This is a genomic window from Mesorhizobium sp. WSM4808, assembly GCF_055811675.1.
Window position 1 is genome coordinate 1 of the sequence record NZ_JBVVQX010000050.1, and the last position, 12,179, is coordinate 12,179.

Below are 12,179 nucleotides of genomic sequence, written 5' to 3' on the forward strand. Positions count from 1 at the left end.
ACCAGAACCTCGCCCTCACGTGGGCCGTCGAGGTCGACCTCCATGATCTCCAGCGGCTTTCCGGCGGCGACAGCGACTGCGGCACGCGTTTTCATTTTTGTACGATCCTCGTAGCTGGACCCGAAGACTGAGCTCAGTCCGCAACGTCTTGAAATCGTCCGTGGGCTCTATTATTCATACGACTACTACAGTCAGAACTATGTATTAGGTAACTCGACTAAGTGGCTCTTCCCAGTTCACTCTGTTGGTCCGGCTTACCAGACTGTCGACGGCGTCCGAACTCTAGTCGTAGCCTTAGCAATTCCAGCATTCACAAGCGCTCCAAGACGGGTCTCACATATTCTTCAACGCGCATACGGGCCCTCCTGACACCGGAAGAATATAGTATGGAACATAGTATTAGCTAGAACAATGTTTTTTCTGATGTCAAGGCTGTTTCCTCCTTGGACGGCCGATGGGGTCAGTGTGCATGGGTGACCGTGTGGCGAAGAGGGGGTCCGAGGCGAGAGCTCTCTGCCGCGCAGCCTCTACAGTCGCACCTCATTTTCGGCGCCCGTGTCTTCGGACCTCGCGGGTTCCAGCCGAGATCTCGAAAGAGCCCACCGGCAGTGATTTCGCCTTAAGTCGCGAGCTCGTCGAACGCCGGCGTACTGACGGATTGCTTTCCGGCTCCTGGGGCTGTGATCGACAAGAGCTTTTTGATCGGAGCCATAGCACCTACGGAATGAGGGAGCGGCGGCAGCCGAGACAGCGGTGCGCGCAGCTTTTCGCGGCAGGCGTACGGCCGCCCCTGTGGTCTGCGCCTTCTAGCGGTCTTCGGCCTAGGGCCTTGTCCTGACGTGCCTGAGGCCGGGATCGCGGCAGGCCCAGGCGAAGGCCTTTGATCTGTAGCAGCGGATTTGCGATATTCTCCTGTTGCGTGGGGCGACCGGGCACTATCACCGGCCAATAGCATGGCGCCTGGCTGAAGCGGGTTTTGAGGTGCGACTGGTGTCGTCTGTGGCGCTGGCCCGAACACGAGAAGCGTTGCACAATAGCAAGAACGATCCAAAGGATGCACAAGTGATCCTGCACATGCACAGGATCCGGGGGACGCAGGTCTACCACCACCATGATCCGCTACGGCCGGCATCAACGACGTGCGGGAGGCATGGAGGAAGGCGAAGAACCAATCGCTGCGGCTGTTTCCCAGGAAGCGATCGATCTCGGGAAAATACAGCGGCAGGTAGTGCCTCGGGATACGGTGCTGGATCTCTCGCGCATCCGTCTTGCCTTCGCCGCCGCCTGTCCCGAGTCTGTGCCGAGCGATCGCCATCACGCTGCACCCCGCAGCGTCCTGAGCGCGCCGGGGCATCAAAGCCCCAAGGAACCCGCATCAGCCGATCTCCAGCGCGTTCCAAAGTCCAGTCTCAGCTGCGGTAAAAAGACGCCTAACACCTTCATGACCGAACGCTCAGCGACAAGGGAACCAAGCTGCTCATGAATAGGAAGGGCATCCAGTTCAAGCGCGATGCCGTTTGCGCGGCAACGGCCCCCTCGAGCCGATCATCGCGAATTAGTTTGCCTTGGCGCGCGATTGTCTTGGAGTCCGTTTTGAAATTCACGGATGAGCGTTTCGGCGGATGACATTGCCGCCCATTGCGACAAGGATCATGGCTTGCGAGACGTCGATGCGCTGCTCGTAGTCGCGCACGAGGCGGCGCCATCTTGTCATCCAGCCGAAGGTCCGCTCGACGACCCAGCGGCGAGGCAGGATCTGGAAGCCCTTCTGGTCGTCGGATCGACGGATGATCTCGACCACGAAGTCGAGATACAGCCGGTCATAGGCGCCGTCGGCGAACAGATGCTAAGGGCCAGCGCTTGCGAATACCGTCCAGGATCGCCTGAGCGCCGGCACTGTCGGAGATATCGGCGGTGGTGAGGTTGACCATCAACAGCCGCCCATCCGTATCGACGGCAATGTGTCGCTTGCGGTCGACAATCTTCTTGCCGGCGTCGTAACCCCTTGTTTCAGCTTGCGGAGCCTTGACCGACTGGCTGTCGATCACGCCAGCCGTGGGAGTGGCCTCGCGCCCGGCTCGCTCGCGATCCAGCATCAGCGCCACGTCGTGGATGGTCTGGAACAGAAAGCGCCGCGCCAACTCGCGGAACCAGCCGTAGACCGTCTGCCAGGGGCCGAACTGGATCGGCAGCATCCGCCAACCGCAACCCGAGCGGACCAGGTAGCGCACGGCGTTGACCACCTCCCGGAAATCAACCTCGCGCGGACGGCCGCGACGCCCAGGCTTGGGCATCAGCGGTGCGAACTGCTCCCACTCTTCGTCCGTCAAATCAGACGGATAGCGCTTGGTCTTCTTGGCAATCTGGGCCATCCGCCCACGGCTCTGCTTTGTCCACATCAAAAGCTTGAATCACAACCAAGCCTCAGACGGAACCCATAGCCAGCCGATTTTCAAAACGGTCTCTTAGAGGCCACAATTCCCCAAGCTTCGCTGCGGCAGCTAGAACCGAGGACGCGACGCTAGCGTGCTGTTCCATAGTAAGGCGGGAACTAGGCCCTGCAACACTGACAGTACCTACCGTCGTGCCACCTATCAAAGTGATCGGAGCTGCGATGGCCACCACACCCGGCTCCGTTTGCGCGTCAGAAATCGCCCAGCCGCGTTTTCGCGCCAGTTTTAGTTCCTTTATGAAATCTTCCACCGATGAAATCGTCCCGTCTTGCCCTTCATCGGCGCTTTTGATCGCGATGCGAAGCGCATCTTTCGGGCGCAACGTCGACAGGTATGCCTTGCCGTTGGCTGTGCTCCCGAGACGCACCTTTGCCACCATCTCCGGTTGATACTTCAGGCCGTTTTTTGCGCCTTGGACCTGCGCTATCCATGTCAATGTCTCGCCTTGGATTACCGCCATTCGAACCAATTCCGCGCTCGCGGCTGCAAGCTCTTCGAGTACCGGCTGGCAAACGTCCGTCAGGTGTGTCGCGCTCAGAAAACGTTGCCCCAATATTCCGAGACGTAGCGAAAGTTTGTAAAATCCGGTAACCTGTTCTTGCTCTACCCAACCGATCTCGCATAAAACGTTCAGCATGCGGTGGGCGGCACTTTTCTGCAGCCCCAGCTTCTCTGCGATTTCGCCTAGCCGCATGGCCGCAGCATCATTAGCGAGTAACTCGACGATAGCGAAGCAGCGCTCGACCAGAGAGTTGACAACACGCACTGTGATCGCTCCGTTCCATTAAGAATCCATTCTACTATCTCGGCTAGGGCGGTCAATTGGCGCTCCTGTGAGTCGACGTGTGCAACTTTGATCGACCCGGTACTAGCGGAGTTTCTCGACGAATAAAGCTATTCAGGTTGAATCGCCACCAGTAGACGACGCCTTCAATTGCGCCCAATTCTCAGCCTTGATCCGGTACAGCACTTGACGCTGCAACGGGTCATCCCCGGCCATGAGGGGGTGGTCGAAATCATCTTGTGGGTCGTGGGTCATCCCCAGCCGCTCCATAACGCGTCTGGAGTTCAAATTCGCAACTGCTGCGTTGGCGACAATTTCGTTCAATCGAAGACGTCCAAATCCAAATGCAAGCGCAGCCGATGCTGCTTCAGTGGCGTAACCTCGGCCCCAATGGGCCGGAGCGAGCCGCCACGCAATGTCAACCGCTGGCGTGAAATGCGCTTGATATGGCACTTTGACAAGACCACAGAAGCCAATCAGTTTAGCGGCACCAGATAGCTCCAGTGCCCAAAGCCCATGCCCGTGCCTCTTGAAATGCTCGCGTTGGCCCGCAATCCAAGCTGCCAGAGCACCCCGATCCACAAGTTTTGCGACATACCTAACCACTCTGGGATCATCGTTGATACGTGCCAATGGCTCTAGATCTTCGGGATTCCATTTGCGCAATACGAGGCGTTTCGTTTGTAGGTTCATTAGTATTTTTCCGTCCGCCCAGAGATGTCAAACACTATGCCCGTACAGAAGCTGGATTCGGTGCAAGGCACATAGAAGCGATTTTCTTTTGGCCTACAGACGCGCTTCATCGGGTTAGATTCCTCACAAGTTCAGGTTCTTCCGCCGCCGCTCTCCACAGGCCCATCCATCACGGTCGGCGTAATGTAGTTCGTCAGTACCCTGCTGTAGTCCGTTCCTGTCCTATAGTCTTGCTAAGCCTACAGGCCGATCGGGATGTCGATACTGCCCAGCGTTTCAAACTCTGGGCGAGGTGCATCGCGCCGTCCGATGGACGCAGCTCCGAATGTCAATCAATGTATGTCTAGCGTCGGCATGGCCTTGATCAGGTCATCTACGGCCTTCATCTGTTCAAGGAATGGACGAAGCTGGCTAAGAGGAAGCGCGCTGGGTCCATCGCATTTAGCCTCGTCGGGATTGGGGTGGGCCTCAAGAAACACGCCTGCAATACCGACGGCGACGCCCGCCCTTCCCAATTCGGCAATCTGGCGGCGTCGACCGCTGGAAGCGTCTGCGGATGTCGCGGGTCTGCAGCGCATGGGTGACGTCGAAGATAATAGGAGCGTCACCGCTTGCGTCCCTCATCACGCGGATTCCCAGCATGTCGACCACCAGATTGTCATAGCCGAAACAGGACCCGCGCTCGCAGAGCAAGACCTGCTCGTTGCCACATTGCCGAAATTTCTCCATTAGATTGCCGACCTGCGCAGGGCTCATGAACTGGGGTTTTTTCACATTGACGACGGTGCCCGTCTTTGCCGCCGCAACAATCAAATCGGTCTGTCGCGCCAGAAAAGCCGGCAGAACATCACAGATTCCTGCGACGGGTGCTGCTTGCGACGGCTCGTGTATGTCGGCGATCACCGGAATACCAAATGTATTCCTGACTTCACATAGCACTTCGAGTCCATTTTCCAATCCCGGCCCCCGGAAGGAACGGATAGAGGAGCGATTCGCCTTGTCGAACGAGGCTTTAAAAATAAATGGGATGCCGAGATCTGCCGTCACGCGGACGAATTCTTCCGCAGCTATCATAGCAAGGTCCCGAGACTCGATGACATTTGGGCCGCCGATCAGCGTCATAGGACGACTGTTGCCGATCACGTAATTCTGATCTGAACGTCTGTCACCAATACTTACCTTTTGCATGCGGTGGATTTATTGGCGACTGTTGAAAGTGTGACCTGATAACGGCACGATCCGATCGCCGCCTCCATTCGTGGGCGGGCCGTCGAGCTGTCTCAAAAACCATTGGCATAGACGACACGGTAGCATCCATCCCCTCCCTTTCGACCCTTCTAAAAGCCGGACGCGCATCCAGGCAGGCGATCAACTGTGCCGCGGCAGCCGCTGCAGGTCGCGGCCGTCAAGGCTAGGGAGATCGAAGGCGTAGAATCGCATGTTCGAGGCGCAGTGCTGATCCGCAGCCTAACCGTTGACACCTGCATCCTCTAACGTGATTAGCGCACCAGCGAACCTATTATTAGGCGCGCTTGTCCAAATGTCCGGGACCCTAGAGCGTCGATGCTGCTGGAGCAGCCACGGATGAGTCGATACCCTCCGCAAAAGGGTTGAGAGCGGAGAAGATGCTAAGCTAAGATATACCATATCGAGCGACATCGACTCAAGCGTTGGTGGCGAAGTTTCTGAAAAATTCGAAGAAGACTAGGCGGTCGCTATTTGCTTCAGCTAAGGTTTTGATCGTGATCATATAGCTCGTGGGGCTAGTACGGGGCTCGTTCCTTTGAATACTGTACGAGATAGTAGCAAATGCCGAAATTACACGCCTCAGGACGACCTCCGAATGGAGAACATCCTGTAGCTGAAGCTTGAGTGAGAGTGCGTGCCTGAGCGGAAAAGTTCGCAGACGAGATCGTTTGCAGTAATGATTTCCCATAGGAGGTCGTCTCGTTGACCACAGGGGAAACCCAGGAGGATGCTGCCCGACGGTCGGAGAAACTTGGGCCCCTCGGACAGAAACCGTCTAAGCAACTTATAACCCGGATCGATAGCTCCTGGCTCGAGGTCGTCACGATACTGATAATCGCTCGGCGCAAAATCCGACGGACAGTTCCAGAATATGAAATCAAATTCACTCTGGGGGGGGATGTTGCTAAAAATATCGCTTTCAATGACGTCGACGTTTTTGATGTTGTTTCTTACAGCGTTTTCTAGGGTGTTCTCGACCGCCTTAGGATTTACATCACAAGCCACGAGGGACGCCGCGCCAAGTTTCGCTAGGTACAGCCCGGGTAGGCCGAAGCCGCACCCAATTTCGAGAATGCGCTTTCCCGCGACGGGAGGAAAATTCTCAGTATACCAGCGCCATCCAGTAAATTCGTGCGGCGACAGCACGCCCTCGTTCACGGTGAGCTCCAACCCAGAATAATCAACGCGCAATGGGAATTCCTGGTCTTGGCTTCGCTGTAGCCTTAGTCGAACCTTATCAAGGTCGGTCATGTTCGTTCCTCGTTGAAATTCTCGCGCAAGTACCGCCGGCTGGTCTGTTTGCAATCTAGTCTCGCCTCTCAGGACGTATTGGCGGACATTTACCTGTCTCGCTCCATGGTTGCGAAGAAAGAAATTCTCGTGTGTGCTCGCCGAGCTTAGGAGCCGGGAGATTGATCCCCGTTTTGTAGCAGTCGAACCGCAGTGGTTGATTCACGTGCCACTCCGCGCCCTGTTCGGATTTGAGTCGGACAAACAGGTCTCGCGTGCGCAACTGTGGATCTATTGAGACGTTATGTAAGTCATGCACATCCCCCCAAGGGATTTCGGCCGCATCGAAGCGGGCTCTCCATTCCTCCCGCCGCTGGCCCGCGATCGCCGCGGCAAGTTGCTGCCGATACTCGGCTACGTGTTGAACGCGGTCCTGATGGCATGTGGAGGCCAGATGGTCCAAACCAGTACATTCGCACAGCGCCTTCCAGTAGTGATCTTCGTTAGGGATGCTCAGCGTAATCATTTCATTATCTGCGCATACGAAGGTCCCGTAGGCCGGTTCTTCCTCGTACACCTCTGTCATTGGTCTTCCATTTAGTGCAGCGTAGTGATACGCGGTCATCCACGATACGAGGCTATCGGTCATAGCTAGGTCGATGTAGCAGCCGTGCCCTGTTCGTTCCCGCGCCAAAAGAGCTGAAGCCACACCAAACGCCGCTAAGGTACCCGAAGCGAGATCAGCCACGGGCAACTGAAACGGTTCCTGCGGACGCCCGGTCCGGCGCTGCTGAAACAAGACGCCAGCCACCCCCTGGCAGGAAAGGTCGTGTGTCGGACGCCTGCGATACGGACCATTTTGACCGAAGCCGGTCAACGAAAGATATATCAGACGGGGGTTTTTTTGTTTGAGTGCTGTGTAGCTCAGGCCGAACTTTGTCATTACGTCTGGCCTGTAGCCTTCGATCAGTACGTCCGCAGTTGTACTCAGCTCGGTTAAGCGTCGTTGACCATCAGACGACTTCAAGTCAAGGACAATACTTCGCTTGTTCCGGCTTAACGAGGAAAACAGGCTTCCGAGCTTGCGGGCAGGATCACCGCCCCCGGGTCTCTCGATGAGAGCGACATCTGCGCCTAGATCCGCTAGGAGCAGCGTTGCATAGGGACCAGGATACTGCTCCGCCAAGCTGAGCACTTTCACTCCTTCAAGTGGTGATCCGATCACGAAGATCTCCGGGGCAATCTTGCCAGTTTTGAGCTACGCTGTTCAGCGCCACTCGCGTGGCACCCATTGCGTTACGGGTAGACCATAGAGCACTTGATGTGATGACAGTGATAAGAGTTGGTGAAACTGTGTGAACAACGCACGACCGTTTCGCTTCGAACACGATACAAATAATTATTCCTCCACAAGAATCGGAAGCAAATATTCAACGAACTTTCACGTTCGCTCAGACGATTTCCGGCTATTTAGTTGTTAATCTGGCGAGTGATGTCGCTGTCCACGAGCGGGCATTGATGCGGTGGTCGATACGGCTGAAACCGACAGCGATGGCGCATCAAGCCACAGGCTCGCGATGCAATGCAGGAGAACTTTATGGCCGTAAAAGAAGCAGCAGGCCGGCAGGACGGGATGGGGCCGCTGGGCGGTGTTCGGGTCCTCGCGTTCACCCACTATGCGGCAGGGCCAATCGCGGCGCAGTATCTTGGTTCGCTTGGAGCGGAGGTCGTCAAAATCGAGGCTCCTACCGGGGACTACCAGCGCAGCGCGATCAAGGAACCATCGGCGGCCCCAGATGCACCGAGCCCCTATTTTCTAGCCATGAACCGCAACCAACGCTCACTTTCCATTGATTTAAAGAGGCCGGAAGCGCAACCGATAATCCGCAAAATGATCTCCCGGGCTGATGTCCTTCTCGAGAATTTCCGACCTGGGGTGTTGGAGCGGATGAGGCTGGGCAGCGGGGACCTTCTGGCCGAGCACCCCAATCTCGTTTATTGCTCAATCGCGGCTTACGATCCGGCCGGTCCGAGTTGCAATAAGCCCGGGCAGGATCTAATTATCCAAGCTCTGTCGGGCATCGCTAGTCTCGGCGGGCCAGCCGATGGTCCGCCGATTCCTGCCGGTGCGTATATCGTCGATACCTACACCGCATCGCAGGCAGTTATTGGGATCCAAGCGGCGTTGCGCCAGCGCGACCACACAGGCCTTGGTCAATGGGTGCGCGTAGATATGATGTCGTGTGCGCTTCACTTATTGGCCTCGGAGTGCAGCTTCGCACTTAATGCACGGGAACCAACAAGCAGAGGCAGAAATGGCATCAGCCACAGTCACCAGCCGGCGCCATATGGCATCTATTTGACATCAGATGGGGCCATTGCCGTCGTGGCTTACCCGGAATCGCTTCCCGCCATTGCCGTAGCGTTAGACCTCAGCGAGATGATCGTGCCGCTGTTGGAGGGGAAGGGTCCTTGGACAAACCGGGATGAAATTGCCGGCATTTTATCTGGCCGGCTCTGTCAACTGACAAGCGACGATGCGCTTACGCGGCTCGCACCCACGGGGATTCTGGTGGCCCCCGTACGCAGCATCGACCAAGCACTGGCAGACCCCGATGTGGCTGTCGAGTTGATTCGGGAGGTCCAGCATAGCTACGGGGGGCGCTACCGCGTAACGGTAGAGCCTCTGAAGCTGTCCGGTTCACCGCTCCTCTTCGAGCGGGTTGCGCCAGATTTGGGCGAGCACACGGTCGAAATTCTACTGGAGAATGACATCGCTCAAGAGAGCATCGACGCATTAATAGCCAGCGGCGCAATTCGCACCCCCGCCACGCAAATGGACCGCAAATAGCAATGCAAACCAATGCTCAACATCGGTGCGGCTGAGTAATGACGTCGGACCCGCTGAGTCGACCCTCACCCGCGCGGGCCGCCCCGTTCGACGAGGTATGCCCCTATCCCCGGGACGTAAGGTCATTCGACGGTAATTGAGGTGAGGTGAACGTGACTTCTTACAACCGCTCCAAAGCTCTTCTCGCAAACGCGCTCAAAGTCATCCCTGGCGGCATTTCAAGCGGAAATCGAGCGAATTGGACACCCTTCCCCCTCTACTACGATCGCGGTGATGGTGCTCGTGTATGGGACGCGGACGGTAACGAATACATTGATTACGTCTTGGGCAGGGGTCCATTGATTCTTGGCCACAGTGAACCAGAGGTCACGGAGGCAATATGCCGTCAGCTTAGACGCGGACAATTCTTTGCTGGCCAGACAGAGGCAGAAACTGAGCTCGCAGAATTGATTTGCGCACTTGTGGCCAATGCCGAAATGGTCAGGTTCTGCAATTCCGGTTCTGAGGCGGTACATGCGTGTATCCGTTTGGCCCGATCAGCAACAGGGCGAGAAAAAGTCATCAGATTTATCGGTCACTATCATGGATGGTATGATGGAATTGCTTGGGGATTTGCAGGCGTGCGCGCCAGCCCTGACGGTCAAGTTTTACCCGCTCCGATGTCCCTCGGGCAGCCCTTATCTGATGCCTACAACATAGTGGCCGTTGATTGGAACGACCCGGAGGCGGTCACAAACGCGTTCAAGACCTCTGCTGGCGAAATTGCTGCAGTGATCACTGAACCCATCATGTTTAATGGCTTCTGGAGTAACATCTCCCCCTCCGTAGGATTTCTTGGATTTCTTCGTGAACAATGCAACGCTCATGGCGCCCTTTTGGTTTTTGACGAGGTCCAAACCGGCTTTCGGATTTCGCTTGGGGGAGCTGCACAGCACTTTGGTGTCGCTGCAGATTTGAGCGCATTTGCCAAGGCACTAAGCGGAGAGGTGTGTCTCGCTGCTTTTGCTGGCCGCAAGGAGATTATGAAGCGCCTCGTGGAAACCAATACTGTCCACACGGGAACATATAATGCCTATCCTCCCGCCGTCGCGGGAGCGCTGAGGCATCTAAGCCTCCTGGCAGGCAATTCCGGCGAAAAGCTCCAGAGCATTCATCACCGCGCGGCGTTACTCGAACAGGGTCTTAGAAATCTCGGAAGGCAAACCGAGCTACCTTTTCAGGTTAGAGGGAGCCCAGGCGCGGTTACGACAGCGTTCAGAGCGGCGCCTGGGCGTGTTTTTAACCGTCGCTCAGCAGCCGACGGACTGGATTTCAGCCTCCAAAGCGCGTGGCACCTCGCATTGCAGGACCGGGGTGTTCGGATCACACCTGAAGGACTCTGGTACGTGTCTGCGGCACACTCGACCACGGACATAGGAATAACTCTCGATGCTGCGCGAGATGCACTTCACAACCTTCAGCGCCCCTGACGTAGGAGATGCGACATGGCCGAAAGATCCAACACTGTAGCGCGCCTTGTTTCACCGCGCCGCTTAGTCCTCACGTGCGACGAAATCAGCGAGGAACTCCCGTCAGATTTTGTACGGATAAAAATCGAATTCTGTGGGGTCTGCGGGACGGACCGATCATTCTATTTGGGCCACCGCGATGAGGGCTATCCGGTCAGTCTTGGTCATGAGCACTGCGGCAGCGTTATCGCGGTTGGAGACCAAATATCCGCTTATGAAGTTGGCGACTTTGTCGCCATTGATCCAAATTTCCGGTGTGGATCCTGCCGCTATTGCCGGATAGGCGCTAGCCATTTATGTGAGAAATCTACCGTTAACTGCTACACCAACCGAGGATTCGCGCATTTTACTGATATAAAATCGGAATACCTCGTCAAGATGCCGATATATAGGGCTAAACATTTGGCTGCATTGGCTGAGCCGTTGTCAGTCGCCGTGAACGCGACGTCTATTTCGCAATGTAAGCCAGCCTCGGAGGCGGCACTTGTGATTGGCGTTGGTGGGATTGGTACGTTACTGGTGTTCAATCTGCTTGAATCACTGGATGGTGAGATATGGATCTATGACACGGCACCTCACAAAGTGGCGTCGTTGAAAAATCTCTATCCGGATCGAATCAGAATACTGGAGAGTGCCGATGATCGTGTGTTCGATGTAATTTTTGAGGCAAGCGGCAGTTCGGACGGCTTCCTTTCTGCATGTGCTCGGCTAGCAAAGCTAGGCAGAATGATCATCATTAGTAGGTATCACTCGGATGAGCCTCGCGTTCCTGATAGACTTCCGTGGAAACAGCCTACACTTCATTTTGTACATCTTAATGGTCACAGAGACACGTTCATTCAGGCGGCTAACTTGATTAATGATAAGTGGAGCGTTGATCATGACAACTTATTAAGTCTACACTATATCAAAGATATAGACCATGTTTTCTCAGATTATGAAAATCTTTTGTCAAACAAGAAGATAATATCTACGACAGACCAACCCTGACCAGAGCTTGTTAGCGCCGATGCGGGGACGAAGGCGCATTGCTTTTGGACGATATAAAGCGCAAAGATCATCTGTCGCAAGAAGGCAGCCACTTAGCCCGAGCGTCCTTCAGGCGGTGATACGTACAAGATGCGCGGCTGCTTTGCCTGGGATTCGCACGGGATGGTCCAGAGATCTCGATTGGCGGTCGGGCAGATCGACATGTGCTTGAAGAACTGGGGGCGGGTGCGCCGAGGAGGCCGGAGCTTCGCGCGGCAGCCGCTATTGCCGCTGCCGGTCTGGTGGCTGCCATGTGCTCATGGTAAGCGATGTCCTGACGGCACCTTTCGGTGATCGGCGTGAAGGACGATGTTCGGAGCCTTTGAGGGCTTCGACACATGACGATTTCAGAGCTTACGCTCAAATCCAGCGATCACGAGCCC

At 55.9% G+C, this 12,179-nt stretch carries 9 protein-coding genes and 2 pseudogenes; 4 read left to right on the forward strand and 7 right to left on the reverse strand.

Annotated features, from left to right (window positions below):
• Positions 1-924 precede the first annotated feature (924 nt).
• Positions 925-1,148, forward strand: a pseudogene (locus tag AC0L2U_RS34320) (IS110 family transposase); the annotation flags it as partial.
• A 452-nt stretch (positions 1,149-1,600) separates the two neighbouring features.
• Here AC0L2U_RS34320 and AC0L2U_RS34325 read toward each other — a convergent pair.
• From AC0L2U_RS34325 to AC0L2U_RS34355, 7 genes and pseudogenes are all read right to left on the reverse strand, one after another.
• A pseudogene (locus tag AC0L2U_RS34325) lies at positions 1,601-2,399 on the reverse strand (IS5 family transposase).
• 25 nt (positions 2,400-2,424) lie between these two features.
• A complete protein-coding gene (locus AC0L2U_RS34330) occupies positions 2,425-3,219 on the reverse strand; it encodes an IclR family transcriptional regulator (RefSeq protein ID WP_473603645.1) in 795 nt (264 codons plus the stop codon).
• A 132-nt stretch (positions 3,220-3,351) separates the two neighbouring features.
• On the reverse strand, positions 3,352-3,930 hold the full coding sequence (locus AC0L2U_RS34335; protein WP_292386968.1) for a GNAT family N-acetyltransferase: 579 nt from the start codon (positions 3,928-3,930) through the stop codon (positions 3,352-3,354).
• A 332-nt stretch (positions 3,931-4,262) separates the two neighbouring features.
• Complete coding sequence (locus AC0L2U_RS34340) at positions 4,263-4,508, reverse strand: hypothetical protein (RefSeq protein WP_473603646.1); 246 nt, start codon at positions 4,506-4,508, stop codon at positions 4,263-4,265.
• The gene (gene kdsA / locus AC0L2U_RS34345; RefSeq protein ID WP_473603647.1) at positions 4,399-5,118 is read right to left on the reverse strand and encodes a 3-deoxy-8-phosphooctulonate synthase; all 720 of its coding nucleotides are present in this window, start codon (positions 5,116-5,118) and stop codon (positions 4,399-4,401) included. Before kdsA ends, AC0L2U_RS34340 begins: the two co-directional genes overlap by 110 nt.
• Before the next feature lie 639 nt (positions 5,119-5,757).
• Positions 5,758-6,429 (reverse strand): methyltransferase, encoded by a 672-nt coding sequence (locus AC0L2U_RS34350; RefSeq protein WP_473603648.1) that lies wholly within the window; start codon positions 6,427-6,429, stop codon positions 5,758-5,760.
• A gap of 55 nt (positions 6,430-6,484) precedes the next feature.
• Positions 6,485-7,633: a CaiB/BaiF CoA transferase family protein gene (locus AC0L2U_RS34355; RefSeq protein ID WP_473603649.1), complete on the reverse strand. Its 1,149-nt coding sequence runs from the start codon at positions 7,631-7,633 to the stop codon at positions 6,485-6,487.
• A gap of 372 nt (positions 7,634-8,005) precedes the next feature.
• Here AC0L2U_RS34355 and AC0L2U_RS34360 point away from each other — a divergent pair, with 372 nt between their 5' ends.
• The 3 genes from AC0L2U_RS34360 to AC0L2U_RS34370 all read left to right on the forward strand — a co-directional run bounded on the left by AC0L2U_RS34360 (position 8,006) and on the right by AC0L2U_RS34370 (position 11,757).
• Positions 8,006-9,259: a CaiB/BaiF CoA transferase family protein gene (locus tag AC0L2U_RS34360; RefSeq protein ID WP_292386981.1), complete on the forward strand. Its 1,254-nt coding sequence runs from the start codon at positions 8,006-8,008 to the stop codon at positions 9,257-9,259.
• Between the two features lie 152 nt (positions 9,260-9,411).
• Positions 9,412-10,728, forward strand: coding sequence for an aspartate aminotransferase family protein (locus tag AC0L2U_RS34365; RefSeq protein WP_473603650.1), 1,317 nt, complete (start codon positions 9,412-9,414; stop codon positions 10,726-10,728).
• A 15-nt stretch (positions 10,729-10,743) separates the two neighbouring features.
• A complete protein-coding gene (locus tag AC0L2U_RS34370; protein WP_473603652.1) occupies positions 10,744-11,757 on the forward strand; it encodes a zinc-dependent alcohol dehydrogenase in 1,014 nt (337 codons plus the stop codon).
• Positions 11,758-12,179: the final 422 nt, after the last annotated feature.

What these genes read in the sequence shown, in the direction of transcription:
- AC0L2U_RS34350 (WP_473603648.1), bottom strand. Translation starts at nt 6,429, where the DNA reads ATGACCGACCTTGATAAGGTTCGACTAAGGCTACAGCGAAGCCAAGAC.
- kdsA (WP_473603647.1), bottom strand. Translation starts at nt 5,118, where the DNA reads ATGCAAAAGGTAAGTATTGGTGACAGACGTTCAGATCAGAATTACGTG.
- AC0L2U_RS34370 (WP_473603652.1), top strand. Translation starts at nt 10,744, where the DNA reads ATGGCCGAAAGATCCAACACTGTAGCGCGCCTTGTTTCACCGCGCCGC.
- AC0L2U_RS34340 (WP_473603646.1), bottom strand. Translation starts at nt 4,508, where the DNA reads ATGCGCTGCAGACCCGCGACATCCGCAGACGCTTCCAGCGGTCGACGC.
- AC0L2U_RS34360 (WP_292386981.1), top strand. Translation starts at nt 8,006, where the DNA reads ATGGCCGTAAAAGAAGCAGCAGGCCGGCAGGACGGGATGGGGCCGCTG.
- AC0L2U_RS34335 (WP_292386968.1), bottom strand. Translation starts at nt 3,930, where the DNA reads ATGAACCTACAAACGAAACGCCTCGTATTGCGCAAATGGAATCCCGAA.